Below are 21,367 nucleotides of genomic sequence, written 5' to 3'. Positions count from 1 at the left end.
CCATGCGCTCCAGGATGCACCCTAAGTATTACTTGTCGCAGGAAATCTTTGATCGCGAGCAGCGCAAGATCTTCCGCAGGGTCTGGTTGTTCGCAGGACTCAGAACGCTGCTGAAGGATCACAATTGCTTTATCACACGCAAGATCGCGGGTGTTCCTCTGGTGATCCAGAACTTCCACGGGCAAATCCGTGCGTTCGAGAACGTCTGCCTCCACCGCAGTGCACTGATTCAAACCGGTGCTCTCGGTTGCCGGCCTTTGGTGTGCCCCTATCACGCCTGGAGTTACGACGAACAAGGCCGGGTAAAGAACATCCCGGACTGCGATGCGATCTACCACCTGGACAATAGTGAAAAGGCCAACTTGAAGCTGCGCGAATTCTCACTGCGCGCCATCGGCAACCTGTTGTTCGTCAACCTCGATCCAGACCCCATGCCAATCGAGGAGCAGTTTTCGGCAGACTTCATCGCCTTGCTGGAAAGTAGTTCCAACGCCTATGACACTGAGGTCATGGTGACCACATGGCATGGCCGGTACAACTGGAAGCTGGCCTACGAGAATCTGCGGGACGCCAACCACCCGCGCTTTGTCCACCCCAAGACCCTGGCCAAAAGCGTCAAATTCACTCCCCAGGTAAACGAGGAACAAGCCAAGGAGTCCATGGAGGCCTTGCAGGACACATCGCCCGCAGCGCTGAGGCGCGAGATGCGCCGCTTCAGTTTCGGCGGCCCGGAAGCCACCATCTCCAACCTTAAGCATTTTGGCTGGCACGCTAAAGTGGAACGCTGGGGCAAGCAGGACGCCTACTTTAACTGGCTTGCCTTCCCGAATTTGCATATCGCGAGCGCCAACGGGGGCTATTCCTTCACTCTGGAACACCACATCCCCGTCGCACCGGACCGGACCGACCTGGAAATCTATTGGTTTAGCGCACGCAAGAAACAGCCTTACGGTTCTTCCAGCCAAGTGCTGCTTGCGCAGATGCACGGCAGCAAGGTGGTAGTGGGAGAAGACGTGGACATCATGGAGCGGGTGCAGGCGGCACTGCATACAGACGCCCCGCTACCCACCCAGGGAGCCTATGAATCCATGAATCGCCTGGTTGAGCGCTGGTACACGGTGCTGATGGAGACCGAACATGAGATCTAGGTGGATCATCGGCGGCAGCGAATACCTCGATTTGGCCTTTCACGCCTGGAAGCACGCGCGTCAGGACGAGACGGTCATCAGGATCGGTGTACCACAGGACTCGGAACACGAATTCGATCTGGACGTGCTGGATGGACTGAATCCGACTGACGGGGCCATGTTCGTGGCTTTTGACGAACGCTTCGGCAACTTCAAGCGCATGGAACTGATGCAGGCAGCGATGGAACGTGGCTTCAAGCTCGAGCCCTTCATCCACCCAAGCGCAGCCATCGGCTCTGATACGGCCATTGGCCTCAACGCATTCGTGGGTGCCAATGCTGTCGTTGGGCACGAGTGCAAGATCGACTACAACACCGTCATCCATGCCGGCACGCACCTGGGACCCGCATGCCGCGTTAAATCTTCATGCTGGATAGAGAATGGTGTGCAAATCGGCGCGGGCGTCGAGATCGGCAGCAATAGCATCCTGCGAACCGGCGCCATCGTGCGTGGGGGTGTCAAGGTTGGGCGAAGCTGCGAACTTGGCTGGCCACGTGTCTACTGCGAGGACGTGCCGGCCAAGACCTATTTCGATGCCCGCTACGACGCCCCTATTCATACCTACGAGAGATGACGTTCATGAACTCAAGAAATGAGCTGCTTCGCCAACGGCTTCTACGTATTGCGGAGCAGGAGCGCCCCGCACTCGATGATGTCATTGCCCGCCTACCCGCGATTGCCAACCGCCCTGTATTCCTCGTCGCTCCCGAGTCTTATGCAGGCATGGTGCATGGCCCCAGAGTCGTTGCCGACCTGCGCCATGTAGTTGCTGCAATTGATGACCAGAGCATCCACCTGGACCGCATTCACGGCGCGCCGCGCTGGAGCAGTCAGGAGTTTCTTGCCAAGGCGGGGCAGTATGCCGATGCGATCGCCATCGATTTCTCTTGCAGCCCGCGCGGACGGGCGTTTGCAAATGACCTCTGCACCCGCGCGGGAATTGAGCAACTGAGCGTTGCGCCTTCCCTGGATCCGCTAATCCCACGTTTTGAGCATCGCCCCCTCTTTCTGCTCCAACCGCGTTCGGGCATTGGCAACATTTATGCCCCAAAGATCGTCCAGCACCCCAGCCATGTCATTGCCGCCGTTGATGACCAGCCAGGCGACAGCAACACCGTTCATGGGGTGCCGCGTTGGAGTTCGCGCCAGTTTATCGAACACGCGGCCCAGCATCCCCAGGCATTGGCCATCGATTTTTCTTATGGCCCCGGAGAATCGGGCTTGGCCCACAAGCTCTGCGAACAAGCAGGCATTGAAAGAGTAGATGCTTGCCTGGCCGTTGCTCACTGTGGGCTGGCGGCTGTATACGAGCCTGCCCAGGTATACCGTCAGCGGACGCTTCTGCGCCTGGACGAATTTCTGAGTTTTGCGGATCGACTGGACGACGACCTAAGCGTTTTTACGCTCTACAGCAATCTATTGTTCCGCCTGACCTACGATTCCAGCCTCCTGTTGGACTGCTGGGCTACGCCCATCAACGAGTACTTTTCAACATACGCCGATAGCAGCACATTCCAGCTGGGCCAGCGTGAACATTTCTGCGATGGCGGCGCCTTCCAGGGCCCCATCGTCCACAAGTTTCTAGAAGCATCCCGCCATCGCTACGAAAGCATCACCGCTTTTGAACCCGATAGCATCAACTTCCAGAAACTGGAGGGCATTGCGAGCGCCCTCCCCCTTCTCCCGCACAACTTCAAAGCCATAAAAAAAGCCATCTCCAACGAACATACGACGCTGCGCTTCGAGGAGACCGGCACCGTTTCCAGCCATGTATCGCCGGACGGCGGAATCTCTGTGGCGACTACACGCCTGGACGACGAATTGGAAAAACTGACGCTACTGAAGTTGGATATCGAAGGGTTTGAAGCCAGGGCACTGGAAGGCGCGTCTCACCTCATCCGTACCCAGCGACCGCGTATGGCTATCTGTGTCTACCACTACGCCCAGGATCTACTGGATATCGTGGAACAACTGGACAACTTGGTGGATGGCTATCACTTCCGTCTACGCCATCACTCTCCCGGTCACTACTACGACCTCGTTTTGTATGCATCCCCCGTCGCCGGAGCCGAGCCGCCGCCTTGGGCAGCTTAAGCCCGAGAGCATTAATGACTTGGAAGAGATAGAGCGATGACCGACGCCAGTAAGATTTTCCTTTTCAACTCGGCCCTTCCTGAATCCCTGGCGATGTCCGATTTCCTGAAAGGCATGGGACCTTCCCAAGACAATATCAGAGGGCAGAACATCGGAAACGGCTACATTGCCTATGGTTTATTGAAGGCGTTGTTCGGACGCCCAGTGAAGCTTGACCACATTTCTAACGCACTGGAGGCAAAGCTCTCCGAGCAACTTGCAGAAGAGATCAATGGAAAGTACTCGCATCTTGTCTGGACGATGAAGGATGACATCCGGGAGGACTTCTCCGGACTTCCTGTTGAGCGAATAACGCACTTTCTTGAAAAGATCACAATTCCGATCGTGCCGGTGAGCCTTTGCGCGAACTCTTTCAATGGCTACGATCCGGGCTTGGCCAAGCGTCTAAGTCCCAATCAAAAGCGACTTTTCTCCCTTCTCTCCGAAAAGTCCAAGCTGATTGGTGTTCGCGGAAATTATTCCGCCGAAATATTGAATAGCCTGGGCATAAAGAACGTCGGAGTGATTGGCTGCCCGAGCTACTTTGAGAACGGACCCGCCCGGACCCTGCAAAAAAAACCATGGGATGCGGACAAGGTCATCACTACGGCAACATTCTTCAATTCTGGGCTGCCGAGGACATCCCATCTGCTTCAGGATGAATTGTATTTCATCAACTTGCTCTATCTTGAAAAAGCACTGCCATCGACCCGCAACATCACAGCGCAACCTTTCAATCTCGACGAAATACCCACATCCTTCCAACTACTGGCCAAGGCCATGGCTGGACGACTGGAATTTTTCTCTGATTACAGCCGGTGGGCCACGTTCTTCAAAAGCAACGACCATTGCCTCACGATTGGAACCCGACTTCACTCCGGAATTCTCTCGATTAATAGCGGCGTCCCCGCCATTGTGACCAATCCGGATTCCAGGGCCAGGGAAACTTGCGAATACCTCCGCATCCCTTATGACCCTACCATTCACAGCAGAAGCAACATCCGTGAAGTTTTCGAGAACCTCGACCTCTCTGAAATGAACAACGCTTACCCGGTTTTGTACAAGGAATTTCTTGATTTTCTCGACACAGTCGGCCTTGTTCCTTGCACTGTATCTCATGACAGACCCTGCTTTGAATTTCCGGATCTAAAGAAAAGCACTAGCCCTTCGGTTGCAGCTGAACTACATGAAGCCTACACCGAACTCGTAGAGAATCTGGACCGCGAAGTCGTTGTTCGGAGAGAGCATGGCGGAGAGATATCTCGGCGCTTGGTAGATAAATTCCAACTCCTCAGACGGCGCTATCCAGGGCTCACGCGCAAGGAGTATTTGGATTACCTCAGCCGATTTACGGGTGAACCTAAGTGAAGCCTAGTTTAGTCAGCATCGTCATACCCGCCTACAAGCTGCGCTTCTTCGAGCGTGCGCTGGACAGCGTACTGGCGCAGACCCACACCGCGCTGGAGCTGGTGATCTGCGACGACAATGCGGACGGCACGGTCGAGGCGGCGGTGGCAGCGCGGTCGGCCGATGCGCCCTTCCCGATCCGCTATCACCGCAACGCAACGCGGCTTGGCGAACTCGGCAGCAAGCTCAAAGGCATCAGCCTGGCGCATGGCGAGTACATCAAATTCCTGCACGACGACGACGTGTTGCAGCCAGACTGCGTGGCGCAGCTGGTAGAGGCGATCGAGCGCAACCCCGGCACGGTGATGGCGTCGTCGCGGCGTCGGCGGATCGATGACGACGATCAGGTGTTGCCAGACATCCTGGCTACCTGTTTTCCGTTTGCCGAAGACGTGTTGATCGATGGGCCGGATCTGGTGTCGTTTTTGGCCGATCACACCATCAACTTCATCGGTGAGCCCAGCTGCGTGCTGTGCCGCCGCGCCGATGTGCTGGCGCTGGGCGCCGAACTGATGTCGTTGAACAACAAAGTGATTCATTGGGTCGGCGACCTGGCGCTCTACGTCAAGCTGCTGCGCCGGGGCAACCTGGCCTTTCTGGCGAACCCGCTCACGCACTTTCGGGTGTCGAACGCGCAGTTCAGCCAGGCGGGCCGCGACCAGCCTGGCATTGGCGACCAAGGCCATGAGGATTTCCGACAAGGCCTCCGCCAACTCGGTTGGCGGCGCGAAACCGGCGACAACCGGCTGGTGCGGGTGGCACCGCTCAACCCCGACAAGGCCCGCGTGTTCAAGTCCATCGATGTGCTGGATGCGCTGGTACAAAGCGGTGGTTTGGCCGAGAACGTGACCGCGCCGACCTGGTTGGCCGTGCGCCAGCCCAGCGCCGTGCAGCGCGCCTTGATGCAGGCGCGCCTGGATGCGCATGACGGTGGCCCGCGCATTGCGGTGGTGATCGTCGATGCCGCCGGCGATACGGCCCAGATCGAAACCACGTTGGCCAGCCTTGCGGCGGTGGAGCTGTACGGCAATCTGCAGACCTGGGTGGTCAGCAGTGCCGCGGCACAGGTCGCCGCGCATGGCGCCAATGGCGTGTTGATCGATGCGCAGGGCCTGGTGCCTGCACTCAACCGCGCGGTTGCCGCGCAACAGGCAGCGGACTGGGTCTTGGTGGCCGAAGCCGGCAGCCGGTTCACGCCCACCGGGCTGCTGATGCTGGCATTGCGGATGAGCGAGACGCCCGGCACCTGCCAGGCGATCTACGCCGATGAGGGCGTGGCGCTGGAGCAGAACCAGCTTGGCCTGGTGCTGCGGCCTGCGTTGTTCCTGGACGCGTTGTTGAGCACGCCGGGCACGCTATCGCGGCATTGGCTGTTCCGCCGCAGCACGCTGTTGGCTGATGGCGGTTTTCCGACCGATGCCGGCACCGCGTTCGAGCTGAGAGCCCAATTGCGCCTGGTTGAGCGCGACGGACTGGCCAGCGTCGCGCATGTAGCCGAGCCGCTGTTGATCGCCGCACCGTCCACGCTGCACACGCAGGAAGACGAGCACGCCGCGATCGCTGCGCACCTGCAAGCGCGCGGCTATGTGGATGCAGTCGCGCAGCCTCAGGGCCTGGGCCGCTATGCGGTGGATTACGGGCATGCGCAGCAGCCACTGGTCAGCATCCTGGTGCGCGTGGATGGCCGCCTGGCGCAGGTGCAACGCTGCCTGGAAAGCATCCTGGCCAACACCGATTACCCGCATTACCAATTGCTGCTGCTCGACCATGCCAACACCGACCCGGCCACCTGCGATTGGCTGGCCGGCATCGCGCAGCTGCAGATCCAGCAGATCCAGGTGCTGCGCTTCGCCCGCGAGTTGAGTGCCGAGGCCGTCTGCAACGCGGCGGCCGGTCAGGCGCAGGGCGATCTGCTGCTCTGGCTGGATGCCGGTGCGGCCGTGATGAAACCGGATTGGCTGCGCCAACTGCTCAACCATGCGCTGCGCCCGGAAGTGGGCGCCGTCGCCGGCAAGCTACTGCGCGGCGACGGCACCGTGCAGCACGCCGGCCTGCTGCTGGGCCTGGGGGCGCCGGTGGGCCGCGCGTTTGCCGGCAGCGCCTTCGACGAGCCCGGCTATCTGCATCGATTGCAGGTGGACCAGAATTACACCGCACTCGGCGGCGAGTGCCTGATGCTGCCGCGCCAGCTGTTTCTGGATGCGGGCGGCTTCGCAGAGGAGCCGGCATTGGCGCAGTGGAGTGCGGCCGATCTATGCCTGCGCCTGCACCAGGCCGGCTACCTCAACGTCTTTGCGCCACGCGCGCAGTTGTTGATCGACCCTGCGGAGATCGCGCCGGCCACCGCGCTGGACGAAGAAGCGATGTACGCACGCTGGTTGCCGCTGCTGGCGCACGACCCCGCGTACAACCCCGGGTTCTCGCTGGACACCGGCACCGGCACCGGCTTCCGGTTGGCCGACCCGCGCGCGAGCTGGCGCCCGCTGGAAGCGTGGCGGCCGCTGCCCACGGTGATGGCGCTGCCGGCCGACTTCGAGGGCTGCGGCCATTACCGGGTGATCCAGCCGCTGAAGGCGCTGCGCGACGCCGGCATGGTGGACGCGGTGATGTTCAACGGCCATCTGACCATTGCCGAGCTGACGCGTCAGGATCCCGACGTCATCGTGCTGCAGCGCCAGGTGGGTGAAGCACGTCTGGAAGCGATGCGGCGGATGAAAGCATTGTCGCGCGCGTTCAAGGTGTATGAGCTCGACGACTATCTGCCCAACCTGCCGCTGAAGAACGCGCATCGCGCGCACATGCCCAAGGACATCCTCAAGACGGTGCGCCGCGGGTTGAGCTTCGTGGACCGCTTCGTGGTCTCCACGCCCGCGCTGGCCGAGGCGTTTGCCGGGCTACATGGCGATATCCGCGTGGTCGAGAACCGGTTGCCGGCGCACTGGTGGGATGCCCTGCCGGAGCCCACGGTGCGCCAGGGCGGCAAGCCCCGCATCGGCTGGGCCGGCGGCGCCAGCCACACCGGCGATCTGGAACTGATCGCCGATGTGGTGAAGGAACTCGCTGGCGAGGTCGAATGGGTCTTCCTGGGCATGTATCCGTTCGCGCTGCGCGAGTACATCCACCAGTTCCAGCCGGGCGTGCCGATCGACCACTACCCGGCGGCCTTGGCCGCGTTGGACCTGGATATCGCGCTGGCCCCGGTGGAGCAGAACCTGTTCAACGAGTGCAAGAGCAACCTGCGCCTGCTCGAATACGGGGCGTGCGGTTACCCGGTGATCGCCAGCGACGTGCGCTGCTACCGCGACGATCTGCCCGTTACGCTGGTCAAGAACCGTTACCGCGACTGGATCGGCGCGATCCGCGAGCATCTTGCCGACCCGGCTGCTGCAGCGGCAAAGGGCGCGGCATTGCGTGAAGTGGTTCGCCGCGACTGGATGTTGACCGGCAGCAATCTCGATCGCTGGCGTGAGGCATGGTTACCGGATTAGCTGGTCAAGGACGCGGGTGCATGCACTACTGTTAGGACACGTTGTCATCGAAACCAAGCCCGCCGACTCAATCAGCTCACAGTCGCAGAGATATCGAGTCGTGGCGCCGTTTAGCTACAGTCAAATGAATAGATCAAAAGCCTGACTGGTCGAGCGCGCGGTGCCCTCGCCGCTCGCGGGACACGCCGTGAACCCGTCCCTGGGGGCTCGGTGGCGACATCCATGCCGCCACACGGTCCCGCAAGCGGCGAGGACACCGCACCAGGAAGTTGGTCGGTAGCCAAGTAAAAGGCGGGCCATCTCGCGGGTTGCATTGGCTTACGAGTACGGGCTGCAACTACATTAGATCGAGCGCATTAGAAGCACGTCATGCATTGCTTGCACCCTGCACACCGACCCTCTCGACTGGCCCTTGCCCGCCCACCGTCGCGGGACCTTACGCGGCATGGATGCCGCGTAAGAGCTTACAAGGACGTACTTGCAGCGTGTCCCGCGATGGTGGGCGGGCAAGGGCCCTACAGCCAAGCAGCAGACCAGCTGCTCCACACTTGATCTAACCGCACTAGGTACTTGCAACGTGCACCTCGATGGTGGGCGGGCAAGGGCCGTGCAGCCAAGCAGCAGACCAGCCGCCCCACACCTGGTTTATCCGCACTACCGTACTTGCAGCGTGCGCCCCGATGGTGGGCGGACGAGGACCCTTCAGCCGAGCCACAGATCAGCCGCTCTTCGCTAGACAGGCCCGCGTCTTGCTAGACAAACCGGCTGAACAAACGCGCGCCCTGTCGACAAGCCCCGGCTAAAGAAGCACCCGACTCAACAGTAGGTGCCCGCCTCGCTAGCGCAGAGAAAGTTGCGCCCGCGGATCACACTCAGCCCAGCTACGGACACCCTCCCCGCCCCTGCGCCAGAAACCCGCCGCGGTTTCGGCACGCCGCTTGCATCGGTGTGGATGCCTCCCTGGCTGACCGCACCCATGAGCGACTCCGTTACCTCGATTCTTTCGCAGATCCGCAGCTACCAGACACAGATGGGCCAAGGCCCGATGGGTCAGGTGGCCGACGCTGCGCGCGGAAATCAGATCCAGGGACTGGCTGGCGCGCAAGGCACGCCGGCCACACAGGCACCGAGCTTCAGCGAGACCTTACGCGGCGCCATCGGCGGCGTGAACGAGGCCCAGCAGAAGTCCGGCGCGCTGGCCAAGGCGTTCGAAATGGGTGACCCCAGTGCCGATCTGGCACGGGTGATGGTCGCCTCCCAGCAGTCCCAGGTGGCCTTCCGCGCCACCGTGGAAGTCCGCAACCGTCTCGTCCAGGCTTATCAGGACGTCATGAACATGCCGCTGTAAAGGTTGACGACACATGGCCCTCGCGATCACCAAAGATTCCATGAACCAGAACGCCGAAAAGGCGGGACAGTGGTTCGACCGCATCCGCAGCATGCAGATCACCCGCAAGCTGACCATGATGGCGATGATCGCCCTGGCGGTGGCTGCCGGTCTGGCGGTGTTCTTCTGGTCGCAGAAGCCCGGCTACCAGGCGCTGTATACCGGCCTGGACGATAAAGGCAACGCCGAAGCGGCCGACCTGCTGCGTACCGCGCAGATCCCGTTCAAGATCGACCAGTCAACCGGCGCCATCTCCGTGCCGCAGGACCGCTTGTACGACGCCCGCCTGAAATTGGCCGGCTCCGGCCTGACCGGTCAGCAGACCGGCGGTGGCTTTGAGCTGATGGAAAAGGACCCGGGCTTTGGCGTCAGCCAGTTCGTGGAAAACGCCCGCTACCAGCATGCCCTGGAAACCGAACTCTCGCGCACCATCGGCACCTTGCGCCCGGTGCGCGAGGCCCGCGTGCACCTGGCCATTCCCAAGCCCAGCGCGTTCACCCGCCAGCGCGACGTGGCCAGCGCCTCGGTGGTGCTGGAGCTGCGCGGCGGCCAGGGCCTGGAGCGTAACCAGGTCGATGCCATCGTCAATCTGGTGGCGTCCAGCATCCCGGACATGACACCCGAGCGCGTCACCGTGGTCGACCAGAGCGGCCGCATGCTCTCCATTGCCGACCCCAACAGCGACGCCGCCCAGCACGCCGCCCAGTTCGAGCAGGTGCGCCGCCAGGAAAGCTCCTACAACCAGCGCATCCGCGAGCTGCTGGAGCCGATGACCGGCGCCGGCCGGGTCAACCCGGAAGTCAGCGTGGACATGGACTTCTCGGTGGTCGAAGAGGCCCGCGAGCTTTACAACGGCGAGCCGGCCAAGCTGCGCAGCGAGCAGGTCAGCGACAGCAGCACCAGCGCCACCGGCCCGCAGGGTCCTCCGGGCGCAACCAGCAACAGCCCCGGCCAGCCGCCTGCCCCGGCCGCCAATGCCACCGCCGGTGCACCGGGCACGCCGGCCGCTGGCCAGGCCGCCACCCCGGCCGCGCCGACCGAAAGTTCCAAGAGCGCCACCCGTAACTACGAATTGGACCGAACCTTGCAACACACCCGTCAGCCGGCGGGCCGCATCAAGCGGGTGTCGGTGGCGGTGCTGCTGGACAACGTCCCGCGCCCGGGTGCCAAGGGCAAGATCGTCGAGCAACCGCTGACCGCGGCCGAGCTCACCCGTATCGAAGGCCTGGTCAAGCAGGCGGTGGGCTTCGACGCGGCACGTGGCGACACGGTGTCGGTGATGAATGCCCCGTTCGTGCGTGAAGCGGTGGCGGGCGAGGAAGGTCCGAAGTGGTGGGAAGACCCGCGCGTGCAGAACGGTCTGCGCCTGCTGGTCGGTGCGGTAGTGGTGCTGGCGCTGCTGTTCGGCGTGGTGCGCCCCACCCTGCGTCAATTGACCGGCACCGCTGCGGTCAAGGAAAAGAACAAGAAAGGCGGCAACGACGGCACCCCGCAAAGCGCCGACGTGCGGATGGTCGATGAAGACGACGACCTGATGCCCCGCCTGGAAGAAGACACTGCGCAGATCGGCCAGGACAAGAAGCTCCCGATCGCCCTGCCGGATGCCTACGAAGAACGGGTGCGCCTGGCCCGTGAAGCCGTCAAAGCCGATTCAAAACGTGTTGCACAAGTCGTGAAGGGATGGGTCGCCAGTGAAGCCTGATACACAATCGATGTCCGGTGTGCAGCGTGCCGCGGTGCTGTTGCTGTCGCTTGGGGAAACCGACGCGGCCGAAGTGCTCAAGCACATGGACCCCAAGGAAGTGCAGAAGATCGGCATCGCCATGGCCACCATGAGCGGGATCTCGCGCGACCAGGTCGAAAAGGTGATGGACGACTTCAACGGCGAACTGGCCGGCAAGACCTCACTGGGCGTGGGCGCCGACGACTACATCCGCAACGTGCTGATCCAGGCGCTTGGCGCCGACAAGGCCGGCGGCCTGATCGACCGCATCCTGCTGGGCCGAAACACCACCGGCCTGGACACCCTGAAGTGGATGGACCCGCGCGCGGTCGCCGACCTGGTGCGTAACGAACACCCGCAGATCATCGCCATCGTCATGGCGCACCTGGATAGCGACCAGGCCGCCGAAGCATTGAAGCTGCTGCCCGAGCGCACCCGCGCCGACGTGCTGCTGCGCATCGCCACCCTGGACGGCATCCCGCCCAATGCGCTGAGCGAGCTCAACGACATCATGGAGCGCCAATTTGCCGGCAACCAGAACCTGAAGTCGTCCAACGTGGGCGGCATCAAGGTGGCTGCCAACATCCTCAACTTCCTGGACACCGGCCCCGAACAGGGCGTGCTGGGCGAGATCGGCAAGATCGACGCCGACCTGGCCAGCAAGATCCAGGACCTGATGTTCGTGTTCGACAACCTGGTGGACCTGGACGACCGCGGCCTGCAGACGTTGCTGCGCGAAGTTTCCGGCGAACGCCTGGGCCTGGCCCTGCGCGGCGCCGACGTCAAGGTGCGCGAAAAGATCACCCGCAACATGTCCCAGCGCGCCGCCGAGATCCTACTCGAAGACATGGAAGCGCGCGGTCCGGTACGCCTGGCCGACGTGGAAGCGGCGCAGAAGGAAATCCTCACCATCGTCCGCCGCCTGGCTGACGAAGGTGCCATCAGCCTCGGCGGCGCCGGTGCGGAGGCGATGGTATGAATGACGTGGTCACCCGCTGGCTGGCCCCCGACCTGCACATGGCCCCGGCACTGCCGGAAGCCGAATTCGACGAACCGGCCGTGTACGAGCCGGTGCTGCGCCCGCCGACCCTGGAGGAGATCCAGGCCATCGAGGACGCCGCCCAGCAGGAAGGCTTCGCCCGCGGCCATGCCGAAGGCTTTGCCCAGGGCCAGTCGGAAGTGCGCCGCCTGACCGCGCAGATCGACGGCATCCTGGACAACTTCACCCGCCCGCTGGCACGTCTGGAAAACGAGGTGGTCGGCGCGCTCGGCGAGCTGGCCGTGCGCATTGCCGGCTCGCTGGTCGGGCGCGCCTACCAGGCCGAGCCGCAGCTGCTGGCCGACCTGGTGCAGGAAGCCATCGATGCGGTTGGCAGCGCCGGCCGTGAGGTCGAGGTGCGCCTGCATCCGGACGACATCACCGCCTTGCTGCCGCACCTGGCCACCAGCAGCACCACCCGGGTGGCCCCGGACCTGACCCTGAGCCGCGGCGACCTCCGCGTGCATGCCGAAAGCGTCCGCGTGGACGGCACCCTGGACGCGCGCCTGCGGGCCGCATTGGAAACCGTCATGCGTAAATCCGGAGCAGGCCTGTGAGCGCCTTGTTGGGAGCCACCCCGGCCGATTGGCTGGATGCACGCAATCTGCGCCTGGCCACCCGTCTGGGCGGGCTGGGCCTGGACCCGGCCGCCGGCCGCACCCTGATCCGCGAAGGCATCCTGCGCCGCGCGGTGGGCCTGACCCTGGAAGCCACCGGCTGCGAGGCGCCGATGGGCGCCACCTGCAAGGTGGAAGTCGATGGCGGCTGGGTCGACGCCGAAGTGGTCGGTTTTTCCGGCGAACGCACCTATCTGATGCCCAGCGCCGAACTGCACGGCTTGCTGCCCAACGCCCGCGTGGTGCCCTCGCGGCGCCGCGGCGGCGTGGAAGTGGGCGAAGGCCTGCTCGGCCGCGTCATCGACAGCGACGGCACCCCGCTGGACGGCAAGGGCCCGATCCGCGCCGAAGGCAGCGTGGGCATGGCCGGCGTGTCGATCAACCCGCTGGCGCGCGAACCCATCACCACCTCGCTGGACGTGGGCGTGCGCGCCATCAACGCGATGCTGCCGATCGGCCGCGGCCAGCGCGTGGGCCTGTTCGCCGGCTCCGGCGTCGGTAAATCGACGCTGCTCGGCATGATGACCCGCTTCACCTCCGCCGACGTCATCGTGGTGGGGCTGATCGGCGAACGTGGCCGCGAAGTGCGCGACTTCGTCGAAACCACCCTGGGCGAGGAAGGCCTGCGCCGCGCCGTGGTCGTGGCCGCCCCGGCCGACCGCCCGCCGCTGGCCCGCCTGCACGGCGCCTACCGCGCCACCGCGATTGCCGAATGGTTCCGCGACCAGGGCCTGAATGTGCTGCTGCTGATGGATTCGCTGACCCGTTTTGCGCAGGCACAGCGCGAGATCGGCCTGTCGGTCGGCGAGCCGCCCACCACCCGCGGCTACCCGCCGTCGGTGTTCGCCAAATTGCCGGCGCTGGTGGAACGTGCCGGCAACGGCGCCAAGGGCCGCGGCTCGATCACCGCCTTCTACACCGTGCTGACCGAAGGCGACGACCCGCAGGACCCGATCGCCGACGCCGCGCGTGCCATCCTGGACGGCCACATCCTGCTCTCGCGCCGGGTTGCCGACAGCGGCCTGTACCCGGCCATCGACCTGGAATCCTCGGTCAGCCGCGTGGTGCAGGACATTGCCGACGACACCTGGCGCCTGCGCATCCGCAAGCTCAAGCGCCTGCTGTCGGCCTACACCGCCAACCGCGACCTGATCGCCATCGGCGCCTACCAGCGCGGCAGCGACCCGGCTACCGACGAAGCGTTGGCGCGCTGGCCGGAAATTGTCGACTTCCTTGGCCAGGACGTGCACAAGGCGTCCGATCTGACCGACAGCCTGTCCGCGCTGCAGCGGCTGGTGGAACCAGAGAACTAACCGATGATGCAGTCCAAACGAATCGACCCGCTGCTGCGGCGTGCGCAGGAACAGGAAGACAAGGTCGCCCGCGACCTGGCCGAGCGTCAGCGCGCCCTGGACACGCATCAGTCGCGTCTGGAAGAACTGCGCCGCTACGCCGAGGAATACGCCAGCAGCCAGATGTCGGGCACCAGCGCGGTGGCGCTGAGCAACCGCCGCGCCTTCCTGGACCGGCTCGACAGCGCCGTGCTGCAGCAGGCCCAGACCGTGGAAAGCAACCGCGCCAAGGTGGAAGCCGAGCGCACCCGCCTGCTGCTGGCCAGCCGCGAAAAACAGGTACTGGAGCAATTGGCTGCCAGCTACCGCGCACAGGAGAACAAGGTGATCGAACGCCGCGACCAACGTGAGATGGACGACCTGGGCGCACGCCGCGTACGCCTGGCCCGCAGCGAAGACGCCACCGGAGAATCCGCATGAACCCCCTGTCCGCCTTTGCGGCCGGCCTTGGCGCACTCGCCAGCACCGGCAAGAAATCCAGCTACAGCGATCCCTCCTCCGAGCAGGACCCGGGGCAGGACCAGTTCGCGCGCATGCTCAACCCGGCCAACACGCCCAACCAGGCCCCGCCGCAGGCGCCCGAGCGCGTGCCGGCCAAGCAGGCCGCGCCCAAGCCGCCCGCCGACAAGCAACGCAGCGACGACGACAACAACGAGGACGCGCCGGGCGATGCCACTGCGCGCCCGCGTGCGCAGGACGGCGATGGTAAATCTGCCCAATCCGCCAAGCAGTCCACCAAGGAGCCGGCGGCCAAGGACACCAGCGCAGCCACTGACACTGCCAAGGCCAAGCCGGCCGGCGCCGACGGCAAAGAAGAACCCACGGACGCGACTGCCACCCCCGAGGCCGCCTGGCCGCCGGCGGGCCTGGGCGGGTTCGGCATGAGCCTGCTGGCGGCAGCGGTACCGGGCGGCGACGCCCTGGCTGCGGCAGCCGCAGCACTGGCGGCCAGCATGAGCGCTGCCACCACGGCGACTACCGCCACGCCCACCCTGCCCACCGATGCAGCCGCACCGGCCACCACCGCCACGGCCGCCAGCGCCCTGCCCTCGTTGGGCGCGCTGGCACCGGCGGCGGCCACCGCCAAACCCGCCGCAGCCACGGCGCTCAGCGCCGAGCCGCAGGCCGCCGCGCTGATGGGCCTGGCCACCGCCGCTCTGGACAGCTCGGCCGACGACCTCAAGACCGATGCGCCGGACGCGCCGGCCTTCGTGCTGCCGACCACCACCGCCTCCGCGCTGAACCGCCTGCAGGACGCCCCGGCCGTGTTCAGTGCCTCGCCCACCCCGACCCCGGAAATGGGCAGCGACACCTTCGACGATGCCATCGGCGCCCGGCTCAGCTGGCTGGCCGACCAGAAGATTGGCCACGCCCACATCAAGGTCACCCCGAACGAGATGGGCCCGGTCGAGGTGCGCCTGCATCTGGAAGGCGACAAGGTCAATGCCAGCTTCACCGCCGCCAACGCCGATGTACGCCAGGCGCTGGAGCAGAGCCTGCCGCGCCTGCGCGACATGCTCGGCCAGCAGGGCTTCCAGCTGGGCCAGGCCGATGTGAGCCAGCAACAGCAGAACCCGTCCGGCAATCGCAACGGTGCCGGCACCGATGGCAACGGCCTGAGCCTGGAAGACAGCCCGCCCGTCGGAATTCCGTCGGTGGTGCTGCGCCAGCGTGGATTGCTGGACGCTTACGCCTGATTCCCAGGGGCCCACGGGCCCGATCGCGTCGCGCATCGCGGGCACGCCCCCGCCCGCGGTGCCCTCCATACCCCCGCAGCGTAAGGGCTTCGGGGGTTTTGGTGCATCCGGAAGATGGGCGCCAGGAAACCGGCGCGGTTTTGGCACGCTGATTGCATCCATTGGGTGAGCATTCCCCTGGAGCACACCGTGGCAGCCGCGAAAAAACCCGAAAAGACCGAAGAGAAAGACGAGAAGAAGAAGGGCGGCAAGAAGCCCATCCTGCTGATCGCCATCGGTGTCGTTGTGCTGGCGGCTGCCGGCGGCGGCGCCTGGTTCTTCCTCGGCCACAAGGGCGAAGAGAAAGACGGCAAGCACGCCGCGCCCAAGGTTGCCGAAGTGCCCAAGCCGGCGCAGTACTTCCCGATGGACCCGGCGATCGTGGTCAACCTGGCCGACCCCGGCGACGGCCCGCAGTACCTGCAGGTCGAAGTGCAGCTGGTCACCCGCGACCCGGAAGAACTCAAGCTCATCACCGAAAACGCCCCGGCCATCCGCGCGCATCTGCTGATGCTGCTGTCGCAGGTCAAGGCCGCCGATGTGGCCGACCTGCCCGGCAAGCAGAAGCTGCAGAAATCCGCGCTGGCCGAAGCGCAGAAGGTCATGACCAGCGAGACCGGCAAGAAGTGCGTCGAAGAACTGCTGTTCACCAGTTTCGTTACCCAGTAAGGCACCGTCCCCATGAGCGTCAGTGATCTGCTTTCCCAGGACGAAATCGATGCCCTGCTGCATGGCGTGGATTCGGGCGCGGTCAACACCGAGCCGGAGCCGCTGCCCGGCGAGGCCCGTCAATACGATCTGTCCAGCCAGGACCGCATCATCCGTGGCCGCATGCCGACCCTGGAGATGGTCAACGAGCGCTTTGCGCGGCTATGGCGCATCGGCCTGTTCAACCTGATCCGGCGCTCGGCGGACCTGTCGGTGCGCGGCATCGACCTGGTCAAGTTCAACGAGTACATGCACTCGCTGTACGTGCCCACCAACCTCAACCTGATCCGCTTCAAGCCGCTGCGCGGCACCGGGCTGATCGTGTTCGAACCCACCCTGGTGTTCACCGTGGTGGACAACTTCTTCGGCGGCGACGGCCGCTTCCACACCCGCATCGAAGGCCGCGAATTCACCGCCACCGAGATGCGCGTGATCCAGCTGATGCTCAAGCAGACCTTTGCCGATCTGAAGGAAGCCTGGGCGCCGGTGATGGATGTGGACTTCGAGTACATCAACTCGGAGATCAACCCGCACTTCGCCAATATCGTCACCCCGCGCGAATACGTGGTGGTGTGCCGCTTCCACGTGGAGCTGGAAGGCGGCGGCGGCGAGATCCACATCACCCTGCCGTACTCGATGCTGGAGCCGATCCGCGAACTGCTCGACGCCGGCATCCAGAGCGACCGCAACGACCGCGACGATTCGTGGAACGTGATGCTGCGCGAGCAACTGGACACCGCCGAGGTCACCCTCTCCAGCGTGCTGGCCAGCAAGCGCATGAGCCTGCGCCAGCTTACCGGCCTGAAGATCGGCGACATCCTGCCGATCGATCTGCCCGCCCAGGTGCCGCTGTGCGTGGAAGAAATCCCCTTGTTTACCGGTGAATTCGGCGTTTCCAACGGCAACAACGCCGTCAAGATCACCGCCGTGCGCCCGCCCGGCGTGCAAGCCCCACGCGCCGTTCCCTCCCAGGACTCCAGCAAATGATCAACTCCGACATCCTCGACGCCGCGCCCGCCACCTTCGAAAGCCTGCACGCCGAGCACGACCAGAACGCCACCGACCTCAACCTGGACGTCATCCTGGACGTGCCGGTCACCCTGTCGCTGGAAGTCGGCCGCGCGCGCATTCCGATCCGCAATCTGCTGCAGCTCAACCAGGGCTCGGTGGTGGAACTGGAACGTGGCGCCGGCGAGCCGCTGGACGTGTACGTGAACGGCACCTTGATCGCGCATGGCGAAGTGGTGGTGATCAACGACCGCTTCGGCATCCGCCTGACCGACGTTGTCAGCCCCAGCGAACGGATCCGGAGGCTGCGGTGATCGGCCTGCTGGCCATTGCCGCGCCCGCCGCGGCCAAGGCCACCCAGGTCGGCGCGCAGGCGCCCTCTTCACCCGGCCTGTTTGGCGCGGTCTTTGCATTGCTGTTGGTGCTCGCGCTGATCGTCGGCCTGGGCTGGTTGCTCAAGCGCATGCCCGGCAGCGGATTCCGCAGCACCGAGGCCTTGCGGGTGGTCACCAGCCTGGCGGTGGGTGCCAAGGAACGCGTGGTGGTGGTGGAGGTCAACGGCCAGCAATTGCTGCTGGGCGTGACCGCTGGCGGCATCAGCACCTTGCACACCCTGGCCGAACCACTGCCGCCCACGCCTGCACCCACCCTGCCCAATTTCAAGCAACTTCCCAATTTCGCCCAGCTGCTCGCACAGAAGCTGCGCAAGGACCCGTGACATGTTCAGTCGTTGGAATCGCTGGGGGCGCAGTGTGCGCCTGGTGTTGATCCTGCTGGTGATGAGCTGCCCGCTGCTGGCCAGCGCCACGCCCGCGGCCCTGCCGGCCATGGCCCAGGCCGCCGCGCCTGCCGCCGCACCGGCGGCGCCGGCCACCGGCAATCAGGTCCCCACCCTGCCCAACGTCAGCGTTGGCCGCATCGGCGACCAGCCGGTGAGCCTGCCGCTGCAGACACTGCTGCTGATGACGGCGATCACCCTGCTGCCGTCGATGCTGCTGGTGCTCACCGCCTTCACCCGCATCACCATCGTGCTGGGCCTGTTGCGCCAGGCGCTGGGCACCGGCCAGACCCCCTCCAACCAGGTACTGCTGGGGCTGGCGATGTTCCTGACCGCGTTGGTGATGATGCCGGTGTGGCAAAAGATGTGGGGTGCCGGCCTGCAGCCGTACCTCAACAACCAGATCGATTTCTCCACCGCCTGGACACTGACCACCCAGCCGCTGCGCGCCTTCATGCTGGCGCAGATCCGCGAGACCGACCTGATGACCTTCGCGGGCATGGCCGGCGACGGCAAGTACGCCGGCCCGGACGCGGTGCCGTTCCCGGTGCTGGTGGCGTCGTTCGTGACCAGCGAGCTGAAGACGGCGTTCGAGATCGGGTTTCTGATCTTCATTCCGTTCGTGATCATCGATCTGGTGGTCGCCAGCGTGTTGATGTCGATGGGCATGATGATGTTGTCGCCGATGTTGATCTCGGCACCGTTCAAGATCTTGTTGTTCATCCTGGTGGATGGGTGGGTGTTGGTGGTGGGCACGCTGGCGGCGAGCTTCAACGCGTCGTAGGGGTGGGCGCGCGTTGCGCGCGGTAGCACCGCGCTAGTTGACTGAGTTTCCGCACGGCAAAGCTGTACTGCTGAACCATCAGCTCCGCTTGCCGCTTGCCGCTTGCCGCTTGCCGCTTGTTGCTTGTGCTTGTGCTTGTTGCTTCGCCTTCGCTTTGCTTTCAGCTTCTCCGGGGCCCCATACCGCAGCGGCAGGCCATTCGGGGCAAACCCCGCAGGGGCGGCGCGCATGGATGCGCGACGTTTTTCAAAGGGACAGGGACGTCCCTTTGAAAAATTCTCGAATGGCCTGCGGACCTGGAGCGCGTAGCGCGGAAGGCGCGAGGACGGGGTGTGCTTTCTTTTGGTTACTTTTCTTTGCACAAGCAAAGAAAAGTGACTCGCGCCCGGAGGGCGTGAAAGCCTGGGGTTTATTCACCTGACGAATTCAAAGCACAAGCAGAAGCAGAGCTTTCGGCCCCCTTCGGGGGTCGAGTTACTTGATCAGCCTTCGGCTGCTGTAAAGCGCTTCTTTGCTTGTGCAAAGAAAGTAACCAAAGAAACACACCCCCGTCCTCGCGCCCCTGCGCGCTGCGCGCTCCGGGTACGCAAGCCAGGCAGAAATTTTTGTAAGGGACATCCATGTCCCTTACAAAAACGTCGCGCATCCATGCGCGCCGCCCTGCGGGTTGTATCTACCTGGCTTGCCGCTGCGGTATGGGGGACCCCGAAGCAGAACAGCAAAGGCAAGGCAACAACAAAGCTAAGCAACGGCCGAGCAACAGCGACAAGGTGAGGGGCACTGCCACCCCTTACTCGGTGCGCCACTGCAACCTGGCCCGACCGGGCCACTTCAGCCCCCTGCTCCAAACGAATCCCCAATCCCACCTCCCCAATCCCCTCCTTTGGCACCGCACTTGCATCAGCACTCCCATGAGCCCTGAAATCGCCCTGACCGAATTGCGTGGTGGCCTGGTCACCGTCTTGTGGATTGCCGGACCGATGCTGCTGGCGGTGCTGATCGTTGGTGTCGTGATTGGTGTGGTGCAGGCCGCCACCCAGTTGAACGAGCCCACCATCGGCTTTGTCGCCAAGGCCGTTGCCTTGACCGCAACCTTGTTTGCGACTGGCAGCATGCTGCTGGGACATCTGGTGGAGTTCACCATCGAGTTGTTCCACCGCATTCCGCATCTGATCGGGTAGCGGGACGCGCTGATGGATGCCGCCACCCAGATGGTGATCGATGGCCAGCGCGCGTTTGCGATGGTTGGGGCGATCATGTGGACGATGCTGCGCACCGGTGCGCTGCTGACCGCGATGCCGTTGATCGGGACGCGGGCGGTGCCGGGGCGGGTGCGGGTCATGCTGACCGGGACCCTGGCGATGGCGCTGGCGCCGATCCTGCCGCCGGTGCCGGAGTGGGACGGGTTCAATGCCACCGCAGTGCTGAGCATTGCGCGCGAGTTGGCGGTGGGAGCCAGCATGGGTTTCATGCTGCGGCTGATCTTCGAGGCCGGTGCGCTGGCCGGCGAGCTGGTGTCGCAGGCCACCGGTCTGTCGTTCGCACAGATGTCCGACCCGCTGCGCGGGGTGACCTCCGGTGTGATCGCGCAGTGGTTCTACATCGGCTTCGGGCTGCTGTTCTTCGCGGCCAATGGGCACCTGGCGGTGATCGCGTTGCTGGTGGACAGCTACAAGGCCTTGCCGATCGGCACCGCGGTGCCGGATGCGGCGGCGTTTGCCGAAGTGGCCCCCACCTTGCTGCTGCAGGTGCTGCGCGGTGGGCTGACCCTGGCCTTGCCGATGATGGTGGCGATGCTGGCGGTGAACCTGGCCTTTGGTGCGCTCGCCAAGGCCGCGCCCGCGTTGAATCCGATGCAGCTGGGCTTGCCGCTGACGGTGTTGCTGGGGCTGTTCCTGCTGTCCAGTTTCGCCAGCGAATTCGCACCGCCAGTGCAACGGCTGTTCGACAGCGCGTTCGATGCGGCGCGCGCACTGACAGGATAGCGTGACCGGCCTCAAGCTTTAAGCGCCATGGCCGA

At 64.2% G+C, this 21,367-nt stretch carries 19 protein-coding genes; all 19 read left to right on the top strand.

The window, feature by feature from the left end; translation table 11 throughout:
- Positions 1 to 2: 2 nt before the first annotated feature.
- The 19 genes from ACD584_RS13300 (at position 3) to fliR (ending at position 21,332) form a co-directional block, all read left to right on the top strand.
- On the top strand, positions 3 to 1,148 hold the full coding sequence (locus tag ACD584_RS13300; protein WP_076036908.1) for an aromatic ring-hydroxylating dioxygenase subunit alpha: 1,146 nt from the start codon (positions 3 to 5) through the stop codon (positions 1,146 to 1,148).
- Positions 1,138 to 1,761: a UDP-3-O-(3-hydroxymyristoyl)glucosamine N-acyltransferase gene (locus ACD584_RS13295; RefSeq protein ID WP_070693113.1), complete on the top strand. Its 624-nt coding sequence runs from the start codon at positions 1,138 to 1,140 to the stop codon at positions 1,759 to 1,761. Before ACD584_RS13300 ends, ACD584_RS13295 begins: the two co-directional genes overlap by 11 nt.
- Entirely contained in the window at positions 1,758 to 3,281 is a 1,524-nt protein-coding gene (locus ACD584_RS13290) for an FkbM family methyltransferase (protein WP_075285702.1), read from the top strand. Before ACD584_RS13295 ends, ACD584_RS13290 begins: the two co-directional genes overlap by 4 nt.
- Positions 3,282 to 3,317: 36 nt before the next feature.
- Positions 3,318 to 4,688: a polysaccharide pyruvyl transferase family protein gene (locus ACD584_RS13285; protein WP_075285703.1), complete on the top strand. Its 1,371-nt coding sequence runs from the start codon at positions 3,318 to 3,320 to the stop codon at positions 4,686 to 4,688.
- Positions 4,685 to 8,215 (top strand): glycosyltransferase, encoded by a 3,531-nt coding sequence (locus ACD584_RS13280; RefSeq protein ID WP_076036907.1) that lies wholly within the window; start codon positions 4,685 to 4,687, stop codon positions 8,213 to 8,215. Before ACD584_RS13285 ends, ACD584_RS13280 begins: the two co-directional genes overlap by 4 nt.
- 976 nt (positions 8,216 to 9,191) lie before the next feature.
- On the top strand, positions 9,192 to 9,563 hold the full coding sequence (gene fliE / locus ACD584_RS13275; protein ID WP_014507679.1) for a flagellar hook-basal body complex protein FliE: 372 nt from the start codon (positions 9,192 to 9,194) through the stop codon (positions 9,561 to 9,563).
- 13 nt (positions 9,564 to 9,576) lie between these two features.
- Complete coding sequence (fliF, locus tag ACD584_RS13270; RefSeq protein ID WP_076036906.1) at positions 9,577 to 11,304, top strand: flagellar basal-body MS-ring/collar protein FliF; 1,728 nt, start codon at positions 9,577 to 9,579, stop codon at positions 11,302 to 11,304.
- Between the two features lie 10 nt (positions 11,305 to 11,314).
- Positions 11,315 to 12,304 (top strand): flagellar motor switch protein FliG, encoded by a 990-nt coding sequence (gene fliG / locus ACD584_RS13265; protein ID WP_011037091.1) that lies wholly within the window; start codon positions 11,315 to 11,317, stop codon positions 12,302 to 12,304.
- Complete coding sequence (locus ACD584_RS13260) at positions 12,301 to 12,921, top strand: FliH/SctL family protein (protein ID WP_011037090.1); 621 nt, start codon at positions 12,301 to 12,303, stop codon at positions 12,919 to 12,921. The genes fliG and ACD584_RS13260 overlap by 4 nt, the downstream gene beginning before the upstream one ends.
- The gene (gene fliI / locus ACD584_RS13255) at positions 12,918 to 14,294 is read left to right on the top strand and encodes a flagellar protein export ATPase FliI (protein WP_012438339.1); all 1,377 of its coding nucleotides are present in this window, start codon (positions 12,918 to 12,920) and stop codon (positions 14,292 to 14,294) included. Before ACD584_RS13260 ends, fliI begins: the two co-directional genes overlap by 4 nt.
- A gap of 3 nt (positions 14,295 to 14,297) precedes the next feature.
- Entirely contained in the window at positions 14,298 to 14,753 is a 456-nt protein-coding gene (gene fliJ / locus ACD584_RS13250) for a flagellar export protein FliJ (protein WP_011037088.1), read from the top strand.
- On the top strand, positions 14,750 to 16,030 hold the full coding sequence (locus tag ACD584_RS13245) for a flagellar hook-length control protein FliK (RefSeq protein WP_076036905.1): 1,281 nt from the start codon (positions 14,750 to 14,752) through the stop codon (positions 16,028 to 16,030). Before fliJ ends, ACD584_RS13245 begins: the two co-directional genes overlap by 4 nt.
- A gap of 165 nt (positions 16,031 to 16,195) precedes the next feature.
- Positions 16,196 to 16,738 (top strand): flagellar basal body-associated protein FliL, encoded by a 543-nt coding sequence (gene fliL / locus ACD584_RS13240; RefSeq protein ID WP_016945280.1) that lies wholly within the window; start codon positions 16,196 to 16,198, stop codon positions 16,736 to 16,738.
- A 12-nt stretch (positions 16,739 to 16,750) separates the two neighbouring features.
- Positions 16,751 to 17,764, top strand: a complete 1,014-nt coding sequence (fliM, locus tag ACD584_RS13235; protein WP_011037085.1) for a flagellar motor switch protein FliM — start codon at positions 16,751 to 16,753, stop codon at positions 17,762 to 17,764.
- A complete protein-coding gene (fliN, locus tag ACD584_RS13230) occupies positions 17,761 to 18,099 on the top strand; it encodes a flagellar motor switch protein FliN (protein ID WP_014507674.1) in 339 nt (112 codons plus the stop codon). Before fliM ends, fliN begins: the two co-directional genes overlap by 4 nt.
- Positions 18,096 to 18,503: a flagellar biosynthetic protein FliO gene (gene fliO / locus ACD584_RS13225; RefSeq protein ID WP_076036904.1), complete on the top strand. Its 408-nt coding sequence runs from the start codon at positions 18,096 to 18,098 to the stop codon at positions 18,501 to 18,503. Before fliN ends, fliO begins: the two co-directional genes overlap by 4 nt.
- Position 18,504: 1 nt before the next feature.
- Positions 18,505 to 19,347: a flagellar type III secretion system pore protein FliP gene (fliP, locus tag ACD584_RS13220; RefSeq protein ID WP_076036903.1), complete on the top strand. Its 843-nt coding sequence runs from the start codon at positions 18,505 to 18,507 to the stop codon at positions 19,345 to 19,347.
- Between the two features lie 911 nt (positions 19,348 to 20,258).
- Complete coding sequence (locus tag ACD584_RS13215) at positions 20,259 to 20,528, top strand: flagellar biosynthetic protein FliQ (RefSeq protein ID WP_040941337.1); 270 nt, start codon at positions 20,259 to 20,261, stop codon at positions 20,526 to 20,528.
- 12 nt (positions 20,529 to 20,540) lie between these two features.
- On the top strand, positions 20,541 to 21,332 hold the full coding sequence (gene fliR, locus ACD584_RS13210) for a flagellar biosynthetic protein FliR (RefSeq protein WP_011037080.1): 792 nt from the start codon (positions 20,541 to 20,543) through the stop codon (positions 21,330 to 21,332).
- The last annotated feature ends 35 nt before the right edge of the window (positions 21,333 to 21,367 follow it).

Origin of the sequence: Xanthomonas sp. NCPPB 2922 (assembly GCF_041520885.1) — a bacterium.
GTDB classification, from domain to species: Bacteria; Pseudomonadota; Gammaproteobacteria; order Xanthomonadales; family Xanthomonadaceae; genus Xanthomonas; species Xanthomonas campestris.
The sequence above is the reverse complement of the archived record's forward strand: the minus strand, read 5'-3'. Positions and strand labels throughout refer to the sequence as shown.

Coding starts and splice junctions, on each gene's coding strand:
- ACD584_RS13300 (WP_076036908.1), top strand. CDS start 3: ATGCGCTCCAGGATGCACCCTAAGTATTACTTGTCGCAGGAAATCTTT.
- ACD584_RS13295 (WP_070693113.1), top strand. CDS start 1,138: ATGAGATCTAGGTGGATCATCGGCGGCAGCGAATACCTCGATTTGGCC.
- ACD584_RS13290 (WP_075285702.1), top strand. CDS start 1,758: ATGACGTTCATGAACTCAAGAAATGAGCTGCTTCGCCAACGGCTTCTA.
- ACD584_RS13285 (WP_075285703.1), top strand. CDS start 3,318: ATGACCGACGCCAGTAAGATTTTCCTTTTCAACTCGGCCCTTCCTGAA.
- fliE (WP_014507679.1), top strand. CDS start 9,192: ATGAGCGACTCCGTTACCTCGATTCTTTCGCAGATCCGCAGCTACCAG.
- fliF (WP_076036906.1), top strand. CDS start 9,577: ATGGCCCTCGCGATCACCAAAGATTCCATGAACCAGAACGCCGAAAAG.
- fliG (WP_011037091.1), top strand. CDS start 11,315: ATGTCCGGTGTGCAGCGTGCCGCGGTGCTGTTGCTGTCGCTTGGGGAA.
- ACD584_RS13260 (WP_011037090.1), top strand. CDS start 12,301: ATGAATGACGTGGTCACCCGCTGGCTGGCCCCCGACCTGCACATGGCC.
- fliJ (WP_011037088.1), top strand. CDS start 14,298: ATGATGCAGTCCAAACGAATCGACCCGCTGCTGCGGCGTGCGCAGGAA.
- ACD584_RS13245 (WP_076036905.1), top strand. CDS start 14,750: ATGAACCCCCTGTCCGCCTTTGCGGCCGGCCTTGGCGCACTCGCCAGC.
- fliM (WP_011037085.1), top strand. CDS start 16,751: ATGAGCGTCAGTGATCTGCTTTCCCAGGACGAAATCGATGCCCTGCTG.
- fliN (WP_014507674.1), top strand. CDS start 17,761: ATGATCAACTCCGACATCCTCGACGCCGCGCCCGCCACCTTCGAAAGC.
- fliP (WP_076036903.1), top strand. CDS start 18,505: ATGTTCAGTCGTTGGAATCGCTGGGGGCGCAGTGTGCGCCTGGTGTTG.
- ACD584_RS13215 (WP_040941337.1), top strand. CDS start 20,259: ATGAGCCCTGAAATCGCCCTGACCGAATTGCGTGGTGGCCTGGTCACC.
- fliR (WP_011037080.1), top strand. CDS start 20,541: ATGGATGCCGCCACCCAGATGGTGATCGATGGCCAGCGCGCGTTTGCG.